Source organism: Aliiglaciecola aliphaticivorans (genome assembly GCF_054782055.1).
The window spans coordinates 231,060-250,591 of record NZ_BAAGTF010000003.1; the positions used below are offsets into that span (position 1 = coordinate 231,060).

Genomic DNA, 19,532 nt, shown 5'->3' on the forward strand with positions numbered 1-19,532 from the left:
AATTTGTTCAACCCATTAACTATACGCACTTTCTTATGATTTTAGTCCAACTATTTAGACTAAAACGACGAGCGGAAATATAAGCTAGTCATTCTGTTTATTCTAGGGTCACATTTTTCGCTCAGTATGTCTAAAGGTAGTCACTTAATCGCCAAACTAAAAATTTTAGAATTGAAAAAACTGAAGCCAAAGGGTTTAATGATATTTACACTTTTCAAATACTTGGAAAATAAAGTTCATCATGGGATTGCCAAAAAGTTTACTGTTAGGACTATTCCTACTATTCATGGAACTACCCGCCTTTGCGCAGTCGACTTTGCAATTAATTAACAATGATGAAACGACTCACCTTTCTGACAAAGTCAAGGTTCTAGCAGAAACCGACATCCAACTAACAATCGATGAAGTGCGCACGCGAATTGATGACTTTTCCTGGCATTCTTCTACTAATCCCAATTATGGAGTTCACGAAAGCGGAATTTGGTTACGCACTAGTCTGAATCGTATTAGCGACCTAGAGGAATGGGTAATTGATATTGGATTTGCTCACATGGATCGGGCTGATTTCTATTTATTTGAGGGAAATAAATTAATTGCCTCGAATAAACAAGGTAAGTTATCGAGTAAGCAATTCAGTCGATTTCCCGCATTTAAAGTAGAACTGCCATTGGCAAAAAAAGTCGACCTATACGTTCGAATTGAATCAAAAAGTATGCAAATCATTGCCCCTTTGAGTATTCAACCTTACGAAAAGTATATGCTAATGACCTTCTGGGACAACCTAATTTGGGGGTTATTCTATGGTGGCTTAATCATTTTAGCATTATACAACCTAGTCTTATATATGATTAACAAAGAACTCAGTTTGTTAGCTTTTGTTGGCTATATTAGCGCTGTAATCACTTGGCAATTTGTGTGGGGAGGACATTCAGTTTTACTGTTGCCCTATGAAGCGACTCTGTGGTTAACCAGTCATATGGATTTGGTATTCGTGTTAGTGGGAATCGCTTCAGGTGTATTCACCTACAGCTTTCTAGAAGCGAAAAGAACCGCATACAAAACCGCGCCTTTTATCAAAATTAATATTGGCGTGTTAATTACCATGGGGTTCTGCTCATTAATTAGTTTATTTCCTGGAACCTGGCAAAATGCAATTGTTTACCTGGTTACCTTATTTGCAATCGTTAGTTTTTTAGTCGCTGGATTTGAAAGTTATAAAAACAAATTTATCGCTGCTCGGTATTTTATAGCAGCATGGTTAATACTATTTATTAGCGCACTTGTCAGTATGACTAGCATTACAGGTCTGTTGCCAACCAATATTTTTACAACCTATTGCCTACATGTAGGTTTGTTCATTCAAGCTGGTTTATTCTCAATTGCGATGATGGATAAAAGTCACAATCAATTGGAACGAGAGATTCAGCAAGCTACAAATGATTTACGAAATAATATGGAGTTTATCGAAGAGCAAAATGCGCGGTTAGATATTGCGAGAAAAGATGCAATAAACGCAAGTACCATAAAATCTCAGTTTTTAGCCAACATGAGCCATGAAATCCGGACACCATTAAATGCTATTTTAGGGTTTAGCAAAGAACTCATCCACACTCCCTTACCTGTTGATAAACAAGAACATGTGAGAATCATCAACTCTGCAGCAGATACCTTGCTTAATATCGTCAACGATGTGTTAGATGTATCGAAAATAGAAGCTGGCAAACTTCAGTTACACAGTCAACCCTTTTGCCCCAATGATGTGTTGGAGGAAATGGTTAGCGTAATGGCTCGTTCTGCACACAATAAAAAATTGGAATTTATCTATGAGCTGACGCCGTTGCCACAAAAGTTGGTCGGGGATGCCCAACGCATTAAGCAAATTTTAACTAATCTGCTGGGCAACGCCTTAAAGTTTACTCCCAGTGGACACATTAGTCTTATCGTAAAAGGAAAAATGCTGCCCCACAACATGTACGAACTGAACTTCAATATCGAAGATACTGGGATAGGCATCAGCCAAGAAGATCGCAAAAAACTGTTCAACGCCTTTTCGCAAATAGAAGACTCCACCAGCCGAACATATCAAGGCACTGGGTTAGGCTTGATGATTTGTCAGCAGTTAGTGCATTTAATGGGTGGCAAAATCACCTTAACCAGCAATCCAGGTAAAGGCAGTTGCTTTAGTGTCACTATTAGCACCAACATCTTGAATAAATCTGATGAGTTTGCCCGTAAAATTGGTTGGGGTAAGAAAAAGGTATTGCTGTTAGAAACCGATGAACTAATAACATTGTCAGCGGCAAAGATGCTTGAAAATACCGGAGCTCAAGTTGCAATCACGGCAAATATCACTGAATTTATCGGAGCAAAAGAAGCATACGACACCCTCTTTGTTTGCCTCCCTGAGAGCTATTTAAATCAGCATAAAGACCTACTGCCTCAGTTAAGCAACGTAAATATTAGCAACCTAGTTACGCTATATTCAGGTGAAGGTATTGCATTTGACGAGTCTCAAAGTCTTAAAAAGCCCACCCTACTGCGCTTGCCCCTTACACTTAGCAAAATGGTAAGCTTAACCGAAACTTCAAACGAGACCACCCAAAGTCAATTAGTTCAAAACCTTCTTGATCTACCTAACATCAAAATTCTCGCCGTTGATGATATGGACATGAATCTGCGCTTGCTGAAAACCTGGTTAAATCCCTCAAATTTAGAATTAAGTCTCGCTTACAGTGGTGAAGAAGCGGTGAACTTTTGTAAAGAAAACGAGTTCGATATCATTTTGATGGACGTGCAAATGCCGATTATGGACGGCTTACAAGCCTCTCGCTTAATCCGTAAAACCAAATTAAATGTGGGAACACCAATAATAGCCGTTACCGCACATGCACTCAAAGAAGAGCAAGAAAGGTTATTGGCTTCTGGAATGGATGATTACCTGCCTAAACCAATAGATTTAGAAGATTTGATTGTGTTGATTAAACGCTGGTGCGATACCGAGAGTACGTCAACGGAGAACTCTGCAGTAGATTGGTCGATGGCTTTGAAAATAGCCAACCAAAATGAAGCCGCAGCAAAAGATATGCTAAATGCGTTTGTTGCAGAGTTACCGGAACTCATATCGCAAATCGAAGGCGCGTGGAAAGTTACCGATAAACTGGCCCTCAAGCAATTAATCCACAAATTACATGGCGCCTGTTTGTATACCGGAGTGCCTATGTTGCTTGATTTATGCGACGAGTTAGAAACCGCCATAAAATTAGATGAATTTAGTATTGTAAAATTGCGCCTTCCAACATTAATCAAAGAAGCCAGCAATGTCATCGAGCACAGCGAAGCCTATTTATAAAGCAACGCTTAATCAGAGGTGGGGCGATTCACACTTGCTAGACATTCCCTAAGTAAACTAACAAATTCTTCACTACTGCGATCAAGCTCACCCACTGAGATAAAAACATCATAACCTAATCCTGCTCTAAGTTTAGTCATTCGATTGGCTAACATTGCAGGGATGCCTTTGATGATCTTACCTTCAGAGGTTTTGTAGGTATCATTTTCAATTAGGGTATTACTATAACAACCGCCGCCTACACATTGGTTATTCTGTAGTAGCAATGGTCGTTGTTCTAACAAAAGATTTGTTGCCAGACGAGGAGAAATACTGGTTAACAATGGCTCATATTGTTTAATTTTAATCCCCACCATGTCTAGGTTTACCTGCTGTACACCCTCACTGACTTTAGGCACATCCACACGCTGAATATTTGCCCACTCTAACGCCCATTTTCCATGTCGGTGCTGATATAAAATATGGGTTTTAGTCAGTTCAATGCTATGTACTGGTTCGCGTACTTTGAACCAGCCTATAAGCATAGTGACAATAGATGCACTAAGGGCGAAAATACCAATCAAATAGAGGGAGTCCGGTAACAACACCAGTAACATGATAGCTAAAAATAAAGCCACAACACCGCACAGAAAAGTGGTTAATCCATTGCGCTTGGCTACCCCTTTTATCTTAATACTGTACTGTTCACCTTCAAGGTTTCCATCGATTTCGGTTTCAGTTTTAACTTGACGATCTTGTTCATTGCCAGACATAAAAATACACTACCATCATAATAACGCCCCAAAGCACAATCAGTCTTAAGCGCTGGCAAAAAGCACAATCTGTACTAAACACTTGTTTCATCAATTTTCGCATTAGTCGATGCCATCACAATAAGAAGATTGGGCGAGAATGCCTCAGTTTAGACCAATTGAAAGCCGCAATAAATACGTTATCCCCTAGACTATTATATACTCGAATTGAGTTTAAAGGTTCAATCATCTAGGTTAGGCAAAAATTTGCACTAATTGAGATGCTCAACTAACCAAAACCGCCCCTTCGGATGCAGCTTTCCTGCCCCTACGAATAGCTAATCGCCCCGCCACTATGGGGGTGTAAATTAACGATAAGATAACCGAAAAGCCAACACCTCCGGCCAACACAACCGCCAAAGGTGGCCAAAACGTCCCTTCACTGAAAATCAGTAACGGAATAAAGCCGCCCACAGTGGTAAAGGTTGTAGATAAAATATGCCGACTACAACTCATCGTCTCTTTCACAATGGCTTCAATATCTCCGAATTTAGCTGCAGGGTTAGCATTGATAGAAGCTATCACCACAATAGAACCATTTATTGCCACACCAATGAGTCCAGCACTCCCCAGTAATGGATTAAAGCCAATGGGTAAACCCGATAACCACAAGCTAAACATACCTAATCCCACAGATAAAACCGCAACTGAAGCAATTAAGGCTGCCAGCTTGACACTTCTGAAGGTCAATATCAGAGTCGTTACCATCAATACCAGCAATACAGGTGCATAAGCGGCTAAAAGCCCCAAGGCTTCTTGCTGCTCATCAGCATCGCCCGCTAAACGAATTCGATACCCTTTAGGTAATTCGAATCCTGATTCGGCCAACTTTACTTGCAATAGTTTACTGGCATCAACGGCAGGGGCATTTGGCATTAAATAGCCTTCGATAATATTCACCCTTTCACCATTTTTTCTGGTAATCCCTGCGATGCTTGACGTAAACCTAAACTCACCTAGGGCTGAAGCAGGAACCCAGCGTTGTTGATTAGTCAATGAACTGGTTAATAATGGAATGGCATTTAAACTATCTAAATTGTTGCGTTGCGATTCCGGTAACCTAATGCGAATAGGGATTTCTTCAGTACCTTCCAAAACAGAACCGCCTACTTGCCCATCTAGGGCGGCTTGCAGTTGGCTTGCAATATCATTTAATGACAGTCCAGCTAACGCCGACTCATTGCGGGTGACATCAAAAATAAATTCAGGCTCGCCAAGGGTGACTGTGGGTACACTATTGATGACGCCAGGGATTTGCGACATTACCAAACGCACTTGCTGTCCCAACTCTTCGATAACCGCTAAATCCGGTCCATAGATTTCAACCCCTATGGGGGCGGTAATTGGTGGACCTTGCCCAAAGGCTTTCACTACAACTCGTGCCTGAGGAAAACGCTCATCTAAACTTAACTGTAAATCAGAAATCAGCGCTGCTGCCGAGGAAACAGATTCAGTTGTCACAACCCCTTGAGCGAAATGAGCAGTATTGTCTCGCTTCATTACTTGGTTGTAATAAATCGATGGCGTAGAACCACCTACCAACCAGGTGACTTGCTCAACACTACTATGGGAACGGATATGTTCGTCCATCTGTATCGCCACAGCTTCGGTAGTTTGCAATGAACTACCGTCAGGCAACCACATTTGGATCTCAAACTGATCTCGATCTGCACTGGGGAAAAAGACGTTACCCAATTGACCTGCCAGCACAAAGCCCGCCACGGGTAAAGCCGTTGTCAGTATGAGTAATAATATAGGTCGCTTAATGGCTTGACTGATGCTGCGTTTATACCAATCCGTCAAAGAAGTAAATTGGATCCCCCCCTGATACCAGTGCCTTGTCGGCTTGCTTGCATCGGGGCGCGGCAAAAAACGAGCAGCCAGAGATGCAATAACAGTAAGAGAAATGAGCAGCGAGCCGAGCAATGCCATCACTACACTAACGGCAATAGAACTAATGAAATCACCGATATTGCCGGGTAATAAAAATATCGGCATAAAACCTAAAATAGTGGTTAATGTCGAAGCTAATAGCGGGCTAAACAGGTGCCGTACACTTTTCACTAATGCATCTAAGCGGGAATTCACAGGATCTAACAGATTCGCCCGAATTTCATCGGTGATCACAATCGCGTTATCAATTAACAAACCAATCGCGATAATAATGCCGAAAATTGACATTTGATGAATTTGCTCGTTGAAAAAATTTAAAGAAAAAAGCGTAAAAGCTGCACTTAAGGGTAGCGAGAGCCCCACAATCCAAGCAGAGCGGAACCCCATGAACACAAATACCACAATCATTACCACTAAACACCCCATCAACAGGTTCTGGGTAAGATCCACTAGTCTGGTTTCAGTATATTGATTTTGCTCAAAAATAATCTCTGCTGCCACGCTTCCTTGATAAAGGGAATTGAAATCTTCAAGGGCCTGTTTACTGTTGGCTGTCCAATTATCAACACGCACTGTGGGTTGCATGCGAGCGGCTACAAAGACCTTTTGCTGGCCATTAACCAATGCAATATCATTAGGTGGATTTTGTGAGCCCCGGTAGACTTCTGCCACATCCTGCACCCGCAAAAACTGCCCATTATTCGATACCGATAACGGAATATTGCGGATCACATCTAAGCTAGCCAACTCTTGGGCAACTTGAATACGAATATTTTGACTGTTTGTGCGCACAACCCCAGCCGGTAACTTAGGATCTGCATTAGCAATTAATTGGCTAACTTGGGGAACCGTTAATCCCACACTCGAGAGTTTATGAGGGTCGACCTCGACCACAATTTCTTCGTCTAATTCTCCGTATATCCTGACAAGTTCGGTACCCGGGACATTTCTCAGCCGATCAGCAACTTCATCACTCATGCGGCTGATGATAGACATGGGAGTTTGATACCCTTCTGGCGAACCTAAGGCAACTAACAGGGTAAAGGACGTGGCACCACGCTTTTCGTCTAACTCAGGTTCTCCCGCACCAGCGGGAAATAGCTGACTGGCGTCAGCAATACTGTCGCGAATTTTCGAAAAAATTTGTTCGTTGTTACTGTCGTCAACCCAAGCTTGAAGTTCAATACTGATCACCGAGATACCTGCCCGGGAAGTAGAGTTAATCTCTTTTATTTCAAACAATTGACGTAACTCATCTTCCAGAACATCACTCACTAAGGCTTCAACTCGTTCGGCTGACGCCCCCGGATAAGGGGTAATCACCAGCACGTTACGGGTATCAATGCGCGGATCTTCAAGCCTCGGCAATGAAGAGACAGCGGAAATTCCGGCCACTAATAGAATGATGATTGTCAGCGCCAGTAAGTGACCATTACTAAAAAACTGGGTAAACCAAGGTCCTTTAAGTTTATTTTGAGTAGGCTGTTGCATAGTTAAAGCTTACCTTGGTGGGATGCAAGCTCACTCTCTAGAGCGGCAGATTTGCTAGCCTCTACAGCATTGACAATTTGTCCAGGAACAAGACGATGAGCGCCATTGATAACCATCCAATCATTTGCACTAAGGGTGCCGCGCACATAACTATGGGTTTTACCTGCAAATAACACTTCAACGGAACGAGAGGTAACCTTTTGTTGACCTTTGTCAGACACGGTAAACAAGGTCCATAAGCCCCGAATACCGCTACTAAGGGCTTGTTTCGGAACCCATACTCCAGATTCATTGACTTGTTTATTGTAAACTAATGCAATTAAATCCCCTGGTAACAATCTATCTTGACTCGCTTCTACGGAAAAAATCACATCTATGGTTCGTGTGTCCATTTGCCGAGTTTTAGCGATAGATTTCACCACCCCAGTAAGTGTTACACCATTGGCGATTAATGGATGTTTTTGACCCACGGTTAAACCAAATGCTTGGTCACTAGACATCGCAATTCGCGCATCATAAGCAGACGTCTGTTGCACCACCACCACAGGTTGGCCCGCACTAACCACTGTTGAAGGATCAACGGGTCGAGACACAACAGTGCCATCAAAGGATGCTCTTAATTCAGATTTTTCAATTTCTACCTGCAAGGTATTGATCCGTGCCTGAGTTTGTTCTACCAAGGCGTTTGCTACTTGCGTGTTTTCATCTACTTCATTCAAGCGTTGAGTAGACTCCAAATTCCTACTCACCAACTCAGCCACCCGTTGTTGCGATTGCTTAGCTAAGCGTAAATCTGCTTTAGCAGATTGCAAAGCTGCCTCTAATTCTTTCATGGATGCATCTAGTCGCTGAGTATCGAGCTTGGCAATGAGTTGGCCGACAACAATTTGATCCCCTTCATCCACCAGAATTTGTTGCACTTTGCCTGCTAACTCAAAACCAAGGTTTGAAAGGTTGGCAGATTCTAGACGGCCATAAGCGAGTTGTTCCAACTGATAACTATCTTGAGGCGAGAGCTGAACCACTTCTACTTGATGAATTTTTGCTTGCGAGGGAGGTGGCGTTACCTGCCCAGAGCCAGCTGTGACCATTAATCCCACCACGGCAATTAAAGGCAATATAATTGCAATTGGAATTAATAATGATTTAAACGACACTTTGTTCACAGTTCAAGCCTATTTAAGATTGGTATTTTGTCTAAGACAGTTTTGTATTAACATAGAGAATAATATATAAATACTAGACCGTCTAGTTTGATAATTAATTTTTAGTTTAAACAAGAGTAAAAAAGTGCCCCAACCTAAAGCTAATATAAACCTGAACTGTCCGCAAACTCCAGCAAAAGTTGGCAGACCAAAGAGTGAAGAAAAGCGTGTCAGCATTTTGTTGGCAGCTAGCGATTTGTTTTTAGGGCAAGGATTTTCCTCAACCTCTATGGATCAAGTAGCAAAAAAAGCGGAAGTGTCTAAACAAACCGTTTACTCTCATTTCAGCAATAAAGAAGCACTGTTTAGCTCGGTTATTGCCTACAAATGTGCACAATATCAATTAGGCGAAGAGCATATGAGGGATGTTGAACAAGATCCCGTTGAAGCCCTACTGACTTACGGAAATCAGATTATTAACTTGCTACAAGACGAGCAATCAATTGCCATGCACCGCGTAGTGATTGGAGAAATTACCACTAACCCTCGTGTAGCAGAATTGTTTTACATAGCGGGTCCACAGCATGGCATTGAAATTTTACGAGACTTTTTCCAACAAAATTCGCAGCTAAAATTAGACAAAAATAAGGCTGAATACTGGGCCTACACGTTTTTTAATATGCTAAAAGGTGATTTTTATCTACGAAGTTTATTAGGCTTACCATTTAGTAAGTCGGAAGCGAAACAAACTGAGTTAGTCACACAAACCGTTAATCATGTTATTCAGATGATAAAAGCTGAAGATTAATGGTTAGCGTATGCCCAACACTCTAACTCCAACATCGATCCCATGGCTAACCCATCAGCACCAAATGCACTCCGTGACGGCAGCTTTTTAGGATTAAAATAAGTGACGTACACCTTATTAAAGTCTGCCCATTTTTCGATATCTTCGATCATCACGGTGCACTTAAACACATCATCCATGCTTAAACCTATGGTTTTTAATGTTGCCGCAATGTTTTTCATTACCTGATGAGACTGATCCGTAATATTATCAGCTAAATTCCCGTGTTCATCATTGGCAATTTGGCCTGACAAATACACGATATTATCCACTTGAGTGGCCAGTGAAAAAGGCATATTTTCATTAGCCGAAGGATAATACTTAACCTCTGCAAAGCTGTTAAAAAACGTGCATGACAGTAGCGTTAATATTCCCATTTTAGTCATTTTTAACATATCTCAGTTTCCTTATAATGATTTTTCGATTCTAATATTGAGGATTATTAACCAACCCGAACCTTTTACATGGACAGCTATATTAGTGGCAAACTGCTTAATGTCACTATATTCCCAAAAACTTAAGTGCCATTTTAGTCAATCTGCAAATAACTAGTATATTGAGTCTCCCACAACACCAAAACCGCTTCAACAAGGACAAATCCAAATCGGCTAAAATGCGTAATAATCAGTCTAAAAGGGTCTAAGATGACCTTTAAACGAAGATTTTGGCAATTTCATTTCCTTGAGCTCTTAAATCATTTAAAAACAAATTGCAGAATTAATCGCTGTTTCATACTAAAGTAGTCTTGAAACGCTATGCTTTACGAAGCATATTTTGGCTAAAACACGCAAGATTTTATTGGGATTTTGATGACATTTTTTTTCCGTACCTATTTCACCCTTTTGTTAGCCAGCACTTGCTTTTCGGTGATCGCTCAAACCCAAGACCAATCGTTGTGGCAACCCTCACAAGCAAGCACTAAAATTGATGCAGGTTACAGACAAACGGTAGGAGCAGGATACGAACTGACCATTAATGCTGATGCATTAACCTCACTGGTAAACAACCAAAACACTGAGTTCCAACTATCCATTCCCACACCCAACGGTGATCACCTGACGTTTGAATTAAAGCAAGTTCAGGTAATGGCTGAAGCGCTGGCCAACAAATACCCTTTAATCCGCTCATTTACGGGTTTTAACATTAATAACCCCGAAGATAAGGGGCGTTTTAACCTATCGACAAAGGGATTGTCGGCGATGTTCAAGATAGATGGCGAGTGGGCAATGTTAACTTTTGATAAATTGGGTAACCCAGAAGACTATGTCAGTTATTGGGTTAAAGATGAGATTATCCCCGAGACGCAAACATCAACACTGTCACTTCAGCCAGATTATATGCGCTTGCCTTCAACCGTTAAAACGGAATGGAAGAAACTCGCTACTTCAAACACCGTTGCCGCCCGCGCCAATGGCAACGCGATAACCACTTATCGAATTGCTATCAGCACCAGCGGTGAGTACACCTCGCGCAACGGCGGTGAAGCGGGAACTCTGGCTGAATTGGCGACACTGATTAATCGCATTAATGAAATTTTACTTACTGACTTTTCCATCCAGTTTGAGCTTGTGGCGAATAACGACAGAATCATATACACAGATAGTAGTACCGATCCCTTTGTGAATGACGCCGGTGAGGATATAGACGCCAATCAGGTGGTTATCGATGACCTCATCGGCCCTGAAAACTATGATATTGGCCATCTTTTAAATACCGATTCAGGGGGTCTCGCTACCATTCAGAGCATTTGCATCGACGACTACAAAGCACGTGGACAAACAGGCAGCAACCAACCTTTCGGTGAAAGCTTCTACACCCAGCTAGTTATTCATGAATTTGGTCACCAATTAGGTGCAGAGCATACCTTTAATGCTACCAATACAGCAGGCTGCAGCGAAGACCAACGTTCTACACTTTCTGCAGTTGAGCCAGGCAGTGGATCGACCATCATGTCATACGCCGGATTGTGCTCTAACCAAAACATTGAGAATGACTCTGATGACTATTTTCACAGCTTCTCAGTGGAGCAAATTCAATCACTTTTGAGTCGCAGAAATTGCGGCACAACCGAGTCTAATGGCAATAGTATCCCGACCATCAACAGTGCCCAGATAAATCATACGATTCCAGCCGAAACTCCCTTTGTACTTACTGCTCAAGCAACTGACAGCGATAACGATAGCCTAACTTATGTTTGGGATCAGGTTGATCCCGGCGGCTTTGAAGGGGCGACTGAATCTTTAGGGGAAATGTCTGAAGACAATGGTTTTAACCCGTTGTTTCGCTCCTTTCCACCATCAGACTCTGCAACGCGCTATTTCCCGCAAATTGATGGCGTGTTAACGGGTTCATTAGACCTCGGAGAAACTTACCCAAGCACAGAGCGTGAACTCACCTTTGAGCTTATTGTCCGTGATGGAAACGGTGGGGTGAACACGCAAACGGCGAATATTAATATTGAACCAACAGGCAGCGCATTTTCGGTGTCGCAACCTTTAACCGATTCGCGCTGGATTGGCGGCCAAAGTCATGAGGTTGAATGGGAGGTCGCCAACACAGACAGTGCACCTATTTCCTGTGCATCGGTGGATATTACCCTAGATGCTGACGGAGATGACGTATTCGAATCGACAATTTTAGCCAATACCGAAAATGATGGGCAGCAAAGCATTATCTCGCCGAGCACCAATACCAGCAACGCTCGCTTGAAGGTGAGCTGTTCTGATAATGTATTTTACGCTGTGAATCCTGGAAACTTTGAAATCGTACCTGGCAGTGATCCTGTGGCCCCTTTGATAACAGGTCAAACCGAGCGTACAGAATTGGAAGATTCAAGTTTTGTCATTAGTTTTTCAGATTTAATTGTGGACGATCCCGATTCTAGCTACCCATCAAACTTCACGTTAGATGTCTTTCCTGGCGCTAACTATGTTGCCAGTGATACCAGTGTTTCACCCAATGAGGATTACTCAGGTAGCCTAACAGTGAACTTGTCTGTAAATGATGGCGTCAGTGATAGTAATGTTTTCCCCTTTGTCGTCCAAATCGAAGCCGTGAATGATGCACCTATAGCGGTAGACGACAGCATTGAAATAGACCAAGACTCAGAAACAATTAGCATTGATGTATTAAGTAACGATACAGATGCCGACCAAGACACATTAATTATTTCAGAGGTCACTTATGTGGGCACCGGGCGAGTTTCAATTGATAATGGACAAATCAGTTATACCCCTGACAATGGCTTTTTTGGTAGCGACAGCATTATATATCGCATAGAAGACCCCAGTTTCGCAACGGATTCTGCAACCATTAGCATCACTGTTAACCAAGAAGTGGTGACACCAACGCCTATACCAACGCCAACACCAACATCAGAAGACAGTTCTGGTGGCGGGAGTATGGGCTGGCTAATTTTATTACTTGCTGCCACAAGGTTAACATTCCACAAAATCGTGGTTAATGGTAAATGAAAGTATCGCAATGGGCGTACACTGGGTTGGCATTCATGATTTCGTCAGGTTGTGTAACCGAACACAACACTGTTCCTCACCAGACAACGACCCTAAAACCTGCAGGCAATTCAGCCTCCCAGACTGAATTGTCCCCAACCCAACAAGCTAAACTCGATGCAAAGATTGCGGTTGAGCAAGGGAACTTTAAGTTATTAGCGTTTACTAACAGAGTAATTAACTTTCCTGGTATAGATATGAACCTCTATCCATTGGAGGTAATTGAACAACAGTGTGAGGTGAAGTACCTAGCTGGTAGTGGTGATACCTTAAAATTAGGTGAAAGTACCGAGGCCAGAAAAGCCCTTAAGAAGTATGCCACAACCTATAATTTAATTGTTTTGAAAGCCTGCCAATCATTTCATAAAAATAATCAGAAATAAGATTATCCGACTGCAAATTTTTGATAGACTCTCGGGCCAGCAACAGGATAAGCGCTATTCTCAGCCAAATCATTCTTCCTGTCTTTAAACATAAGGGTATGCGATGAAATTTGAAGGTCAGCACATTCTTTCAGTTAATCAGTTCGACCGTGATTCTATTCAGGCGATATTCGATGTAGCTGATAAAATGACACCCTATGCGCTTCGTCAAAAACGCACAACAGTGTTGGACGGAGCAATTTTGGGCAACTTATTTTTTGAAGCTAGCACGCGAACACGGGTTAGCTTTGGAACAGCATTTAACCTGCTCGGTGGTGAAGTACGCGAAACCACAGGCATGAGTAGTTCGGCGTTGGCCAAAGGCGAATCATTGTTCGATACCGCCAGAGTGTTAAGCGGTTATTCCGATATTATCACTATGCGTCATCCACAATCAGGTTCGGTTTCTGAATTTGCAGAAGGCAGCCGTGTTCCTGTACTCAATGGCGGTGACGGTGCTAATGAACACCCAACTCAAGCCCTTTTAGATTTATACACTATCAGTAAAGAGCAGCAGTACCATGGTGGGCAAATTGACGGTATACATATCGCTATGATTGGCGATTTAAAATATGGTCGAACTGTGCATTCTTTGTCAAAGCTTTTGAGTTTATTTAAGAATGTACGTTTTACCCTCATTTCACCAAAAGAACTGGCAATGCCAGAAGCTATTTTGCAACTCATCCGCGATGCAGGCCATACGGTTAAAATAACAGACCAGCTTGAAGGCAGTGTAGATGCCGACATTTGTTATCAAACCCGCATTCAAGAAGAGCGTTTTGAATCCCAAGCAGAAGCTGATAAATACCGCGGAAAATTCCGTTTAAACCAAACTATATACACCAAACATTTTCAATCTAAAACCGTCATTATGCATCCACTTCCTAGAGACTCGCGAGCTGATGCAAACGAGTTAGATAATGACCTTAACCTTCACCCCAATTTAGCCATTTTCAGACAAGCTGATAACGGCGTATTAGTTAGAATGGCGCTTTTTGCATTGACCCTTGGGGTAGAGAATTTAGTGTCAAAATACGATCGCGACGTTCATTGGTATAGTTCAAAGAGATTATAAATTACATGCAAAAATCAACACAATTGTTCGAACAAGCACAAAAACACATTCCCGGTGGCGTGAATTCACCAGTAAGGGCATTTAAAGCTGTTGGCGGCACACCGCCATTCATCGTCAAAGCTGATGGACCATACATTTACGATGCCGATGGCAAACAATACATCGACTATGTGCAATCTTGGGGACCCATGGTTTTAGGCCACAATAATCCTAAGATTCGTCAAGCGGTCATCAAAGCCGCTGAAAATGGTCTGAGTTTTGGCGCACCTACTGAATCTGAAGTGACCATGGCTGAACTAGTCAATAAACTGGTACCCTCCATGGAAATGTTGCGCATGGTCAACTCTGGCACAGAAGCCACCATGAGTGCAATCCGCTTAGCCAGAGGGGTGACAGGCAAAAACAAAATTCTTAAATTCGAAGGCTGCTACCACGGACATGCCGACTCCTTGTTAGTAAAAGCAGGGTCTGGTGCGTTAACCTTAGGTGCGCCAAGCTCCCCAGGTGTGCCTGCTGATGTGGCACAACATACTTTGACCATGGAATACAATAATATCGATAGCGTGAAGCAAGCGTTTGCGGAATTTGGCGATGATATTGCGTGTATCATTGTAGAACCCGTAGCCGGCAATATGAACTGTATTCCGCCCGTCGACGGATTTTTACAAGGTTTAAGAGACATTTGTGACCAGCATCAAAGTATTTTGATCTTTGATGAAGTCATGACCGGTTTTAGAGTGAGTCGTGGCGGTGCCCAAGAGCTGTATTCCATTGTTCCAGATTTGACCTGTTTAGGAAAAGTGATCGGTGGCGGCATGCCTGTGGGCGCATTTGGCGGTAGAGCAGACATTATGAAACAAATAGCGCCAACAGGCTCTATATATCAAGCAGGTACTTTGTCTGGTAATCCTATTGCAATGGCCGCGGGTTTAGCATCACTGACACAAATTCAACAGCCGGGCTTGTATGACCAACTTTCCCTAGCAACCAAAACCTTGGCAGAAGGGATAAAGTCCTTGGCCCTAGAGCATGGTATTCCCATGACGGTAAACTATGCCGGTAGTATGTTCGGAATTTTCTTTACCGACATCGATAAGGTGACCAATTATAAGCAAGCGATTAATTGCGACACCGAAATGTTTAATCGTTTCTTCCACGGCATGTTAGCTAAAGGCGTTTATTTGGCCCCAGCTTCATACGAGGCAGGATTTGTATCGGCAATGCATGATATGGACATCGTCGAAAAAACCTTGCAAATTACTAAAGAAGTCTTCGCTGAATTAACAGCCTGATAGGTTTAAAGGTGATGCTGTGTTAGGTTGAATGCAGCATCCATAAAATAATAAGAAAAAGACGCAAAAATGTTGCAACAAATTTTACAACCTGTGCCCTTAGTTTTAATGATTATTATTGTAATCTTGGCTGCGGCATTGTTGCGTCTCAACACAAAATTAAAAAGTCAAAACAACCCAAACCAATCGAATCAAAACGATGCTGAAATGGAAACGCAGGTACAAAGTACTCAGCGAGCCAACGAGGCAGATCAGCGATTTTTAACCAAAGCAGATGAAGCATTACGTCTAACCCAGACTTTTCAAAAATTTGTGCCTCGACAATTTGTTGAACATTTTGCTAAACATGGTTCAGACACTTTAGAGCTTGGTCGTGCAGATGAGGATGAAGTGGCGATTTTGTTTTCCGATATTCGTGGCTTTACGGGTCTGTCGGAAAAAATGACACCGCAAGAATTAATGAAATTTCTCAATTCCTATTTCTTGCGAATGAACGATCCAATTCATCAAAATGGGGGCTTTATTGATAAGTTTATTGGTGATGCCATTATGGCTTTGTTCGACCACCCCAAAGGCACTAATCAGGATAAAGCCATTGATGCCCTTAATGCTGCGGTGGATTTGCGTTATGCATTAAACGTGTATAACCAGCACAGACACAACAGTGGCTATCCCCCTATAAATATCGGTGTCGGTATTCACTTTGGACCTGTGATTATTGGAACCGTGGGCTCTGATGATAGAATGGATACCACTGTGATCGGTGATAGTGTCAATATCGCCTATCGTTTAGAATCCTTGGCCCCTAAGTTAGGCGCGGACATCATAGTCAGTTCACAATTGCTGGATACTGCGGCTGCCAAAGAGAAGTTCAGCTATAGGTTTCTCGACTGGGTGCGAGTCAAAGGGCGCAAAAACCCAGTTGAAGTGTACGAAATTCTCAACCACCTGCCCGAAGAAAGTATTACATTAAGACTAAAAACCGCACCTTGGATTGAAAAAGGTGTAGAACACCGCAAGTCTCAACAATGGGATGAAGCATTAAATTGTTTCGAGAAAGCCCGTATGTTAAGTCCTGATGATCATTTAATTGCCCATCATATTACCCAATGCCACTCCATAAAAAGCTCCCTCGTACCTCTCCATTGGGATGGTGCCGCTGACTTGTAACACACGGGGCTAAAGCATCCGCCTACAGGCCATGGAAAAAACACACCTCCGCGGGGCTAAAACATCCTTCGGTCGATGTTTTCGGAGCAAAAAACAATCAATCAGACAGCATCAATTCAATGCCTGACGTTCAATGATTCTCATTCTTTCGTAGGTTTGCTATATTGCCTTGAGTAGTAGCAAGGAGAACCGCTAGTGGCTTCAAATTCCGCCCAACAACAACCTTCAGATAGTCAACTTTGTTTCACAACAATATCCCCAATTGACGTGCCTTTTTCTCTCATAAGAGGGTTCAATCGCAAATCTAATAACTTCAAAAAACTTATGACTTCGTTAAGTGAAAGGGAAGATATTGAGAGTGTAACCTGGCTGAATGATGGTCCAGAATATGTGAATCTAGATAGTGATGTGTCTTCTATGTCATTTTTCTTGTGGAAGACTCAGAGTGACAATGTTGAGGTGAAGTTTCATGTTTTCCCAAATGAATTAGCTGTAGTGGAATGCCAATTGATACTTCCGGTTCAGTCTGATGTGAAAACCATGGAGTCGCAGGTTCAACAGCACGCTGAAGCAGCCATTCAACAATCACTACCGGCCCTAGAGGCATTGATAAAAGACATTTACAGCAAGATTAATAACCCGTTGTTAATCAAACCAAGGTCAAATTCAACACGGCTGTATTGGACAGCCCGTTCATTGAACGTTCAACGAACACAACTTGAAAATACTGAAATACGCCAGCTAATTCATCAATGGTTAGCAGAAACGGAATGCCCTCAAGACGCAGAAAAAATTTGCAACTTGATTAACTATAATAACGAAACTAACGCCAATGGTTTTGATCCAGTCAAAACAGAGTCCATGACCTGGTTAAATTATGTGGTTGTTGATAAACGGGCAAAAAATGATCCTCGAATCGAAACGATGATACTCGCTCAGTACTGCTATACCGCGCAAGAGAAGTGTAATTTGCGATTACACGAGGCCATTGCACGTGCATACATAGATGGCAATTTATTAGGTGCACAAAATCAACTGGAAGACAGTCGCATTCAATCTAAACTTCACCAAGTGTCGATAAATGAGCACAAGAAGTACCTAACGCGACAAAAAAGAAAGTATTTGGACGAAATCTTTGAATCATGGGAATTCGATTTGCTGATAAAAAACGGCGATGACATGAAAGAAATTTGTTCGAATAAAATAGAAGAAGCAAACTCTAAACAAAGTAAACTCAATAGTATCAAAACCGATAGAATTTTATTTGCCATCAGTCTGTTTACCATTTTTGAGTTATTGATATTTCTTTCCCAGCACAGCAGAGAGGTTATGTCTCGCCCAGCTTTGGATTACAACGATGAAAGCTCCTCTTGGATCCTGACGTTAATTGCGAGTTTAGATGCTGATACCATGTTTGGCATCGGCATTGGCTTAATGATTGCCCTTGCGTTCATTTATATGTCTGTTGCTAAAAGGAAGTTGTAAACATGACTAAAAAACTGTTTTTATTCGTTACATTGGTTTTAAGCGGCTTTTTGCAGGCTGACAGGGTCTATGCACAAGACCCTGTAATTGAAGTGTTGACCGATGAATGGGCTCCTTACATTAATCCAGAAAGTGAGCCCTTAGGGCGAGCGGCGAAAGTGTTGGATACCATAGGGGCATACGCACAAGCCAAGATTAAGTGGCGTTATGTACCTTATCGAGATTCTGCGTTGCTATTAGAAAAGCAAAAAGTACATATTAGTTATCCATACTTTTATACCCAACAAAGGGCTGAAAAACTCTACTATTCCAAACCCATATTTTACCTTACCAGTCGGCTATATTTTAACCGTCACTTTGTGTCTTCTGAGTTTGCCAATAACAACTATCAAACCCTCAAAATAGCCAAAGTCGCAGGCTATAGCTACGGTGAAAAAATCGATAGTATCGTCACAGATGGACAGCAATATGAAACCGAAGAAGACGCACTTATCGCGCTTTTAAACAATGAAGTACAAATACTGCCGATGACCGAAGGGGTCATGAATAACTTACTGGATACACGTTATGCGGAACAAAAGCAGCTGATTATTCCGGTAGAAAATGTGAAAGATGAAGCTAGTCTTCACATTATTGCCAGCAAAACGGCCGAAGGTAAGGCACTTATTGAAAAGTTTGATCAGGCGATCACCATGCGGCTCAATGGCGAAGATGCGCAACTTCAACCTACTCAAAACCTGCAACAAAAAGTAGACTTAGCCACCTTGGTCACTTCTGAGGGCTTTCCTGCCATACTAGGAGAGTTTGCCAACCCTAACGGCAGCATTGATTACTACACCATTCCCATTGGCACTAAAGTGATTGTTTTGCAGTGGAGCTCGAAGATTTTAAACCCTTCCCACTCTGATCGTATTTACAAAAACATGATGGAAACCAGTAATGTCGTCATTTTAAATGGTCCCCATGTGGGAAAAGAATTGCGGGTTAAAAACATGCATATTCAATTAGAGCCGTGATTACTATAGGGTTAGGATGGATAGGAACGGTTTTATATTTGCTC

General features: G+C 42.1%; 13 protein-coding genes. 9 read left to right on the forward strand and 4 right to left on the reverse strand.

The features are described from left to right. Nucleotides 1–241 precede the first annotated feature (241 nt). Nucleotides 242–3,349 carry a hybrid sensor histidine kinase/response regulator gene (locus tag ACYVIL_RS02045; RefSeq protein ID WP_460311386.1) on the forward strand — a complete coding sequence of 1,036 codons (3,108 nt, stop codon included), beginning with the start codon at nucleotides 242–244 and terminating at the stop codon, nucleotides 3,347–3,349. An 8-nt stretch (nucleotides 3,350–3,357) separates the two neighbouring features. Here the strand turns inward: ACYVIL_RS02045 and ACYVIL_RS02050 are convergent, their stop codons facing one another. From ACYVIL_RS02050 to ACYVIL_RS02060, 3 genes are all read right to left on the reverse strand, one after another. After that, nucleotides 3,358–4,101 carry a DUF2982 domain-containing protein gene (locus ACYVIL_RS02050; protein WP_460311387.1) on the reverse strand — a complete coding sequence of 248 codons (744 nt, stop codon included), beginning with the start codon at nucleotides 4,099–4,101 and terminating at the stop codon, nucleotides 3,358–3,360. A gap of 264 nt (nucleotides 4,102–4,365) precedes the next feature. Beyond that, entirely contained in the window at nucleotides 4,366–7,524 is a 3,159-nt protein-coding gene (locus tag ACYVIL_RS02055; protein WP_460311388.1) for an efflux RND transporter permease subunit, read from the reverse strand. Between the two features lie 2 nt (nucleotides 7,525–7,526). Further along, nucleotides 7,527–8,690, reverse strand: coding sequence for an efflux RND transporter periplasmic adaptor subunit (locus tag ACYVIL_RS02060; RefSeq protein WP_460311389.1), 1,164 nt, complete (start codon nucleotides 8,688–8,690; stop codon nucleotides 7,527–7,529). 124 nt (nucleotides 8,691–8,814) lie between these two features. Between ACYVIL_RS02060 and ACYVIL_RS02065 the strand changes: the two genes are divergently transcribed. Next, entirely contained in the window at nucleotides 8,815–9,477 is a 663-nt protein-coding gene (locus ACYVIL_RS02065; RefSeq protein ID WP_460311390.1) for a TetR/AcrR family transcriptional regulator, read from the forward strand. Here the strand turns inward: ACYVIL_RS02065 and ACYVIL_RS02070 are convergent. Next, nucleotides 9,474–9,911, reverse strand: coding sequence for a RidA family protein (locus tag ACYVIL_RS02070; RefSeq protein WP_303470954.1), 438 nt, complete (start codon nucleotides 9,909–9,911; stop codon nucleotides 9,474–9,476). The genes ACYVIL_RS02065 and ACYVIL_RS02070 overlap by 4 nt on opposite strands. Nucleotides 9,912–10,325: 414 nt before the next feature. On the opposite strand from ACYVIL_RS02070, the gene ACYVIL_RS02075 reads away from it, so the two are divergent. The 7 genes from ACYVIL_RS02075 to ACYVIL_RS02105 all read left to right on the forward strand — a co-directional run bounded on the left by ACYVIL_RS02075 (nucleotide 10,326) and on the right by ACYVIL_RS02105 (nucleotide 19,488). Then, complete coding sequence (locus ACYVIL_RS02075) at nucleotides 10,326–12,989, forward strand: reprolysin-like metallopeptidase (RefSeq protein WP_460311391.1); 2,664 nt, start codon at nucleotides 10,326–10,328, stop codon at nucleotides 12,987–12,989. Next, the gene (locus ACYVIL_RS02080; protein WP_460311392.1) at nucleotides 12,986–13,411 is read left to right on the forward strand and encodes a hypothetical protein; all 426 of its coding nucleotides are present in this window, start codon (nucleotides 12,986–12,988) and stop codon (nucleotides 13,409–13,411) included. Before ACYVIL_RS02075 ends, ACYVIL_RS02080 begins: the two co-directional genes overlap by 4 nt. A 103-nt stretch (nucleotides 13,412–13,514) precedes the next feature. Beyond that, nucleotides 13,515–14,525, forward strand: coding sequence for an aspartate carbamoyltransferase (locus ACYVIL_RS02085; protein ID WP_303470961.1), 1,011 nt, complete (start codon nucleotides 13,515–13,517; stop codon nucleotides 14,523–14,525). 5 nt (nucleotides 14,526–14,530) lie between these two features. Then, the gene (hemL, locus tag ACYVIL_RS02090; protein ID WP_460311393.1) at nucleotides 14,531–15,817 is read left to right on the forward strand and encodes a glutamate-1-semialdehyde 2,1-aminomutase; all 1,287 of its coding nucleotides are present in this window, start codon (nucleotides 14,531–14,533) and stop codon (nucleotides 15,815–15,817) included. A 69-nt stretch (nucleotides 15,818–15,886) separates the two neighbouring features. Continuing rightward, complete coding sequence (locus tag ACYVIL_RS02095; protein ID WP_303470964.1) at nucleotides 15,887–16,987, forward strand: adenylate/guanylate cyclase domain-containing protein; 1,101 nt, start codon at nucleotides 15,887–15,889, stop codon at nucleotides 16,985–16,987. Between the two features lie 195 nt (nucleotides 16,988–17,182). Next, nucleotides 17,183–18,472, forward strand: coding sequence for a hypothetical protein (locus ACYVIL_RS02100; RefSeq protein WP_303470967.1), 1,290 nt, complete (start codon nucleotides 17,183–17,185; stop codon nucleotides 18,470–18,472). 2 nt (nucleotides 18,473–18,474) lie between these two features. After that, nucleotides 18,475–19,488 (forward strand): substrate-binding periplasmic protein, encoded by a 1,014-nt coding sequence (locus tag ACYVIL_RS02105; protein ID WP_460311394.1) that lies wholly within the window; start codon nucleotides 18,475–18,477, stop codon nucleotides 19,486–19,488. Nucleotides 19,489–19,532 lie beyond the last annotated feature (44 nt).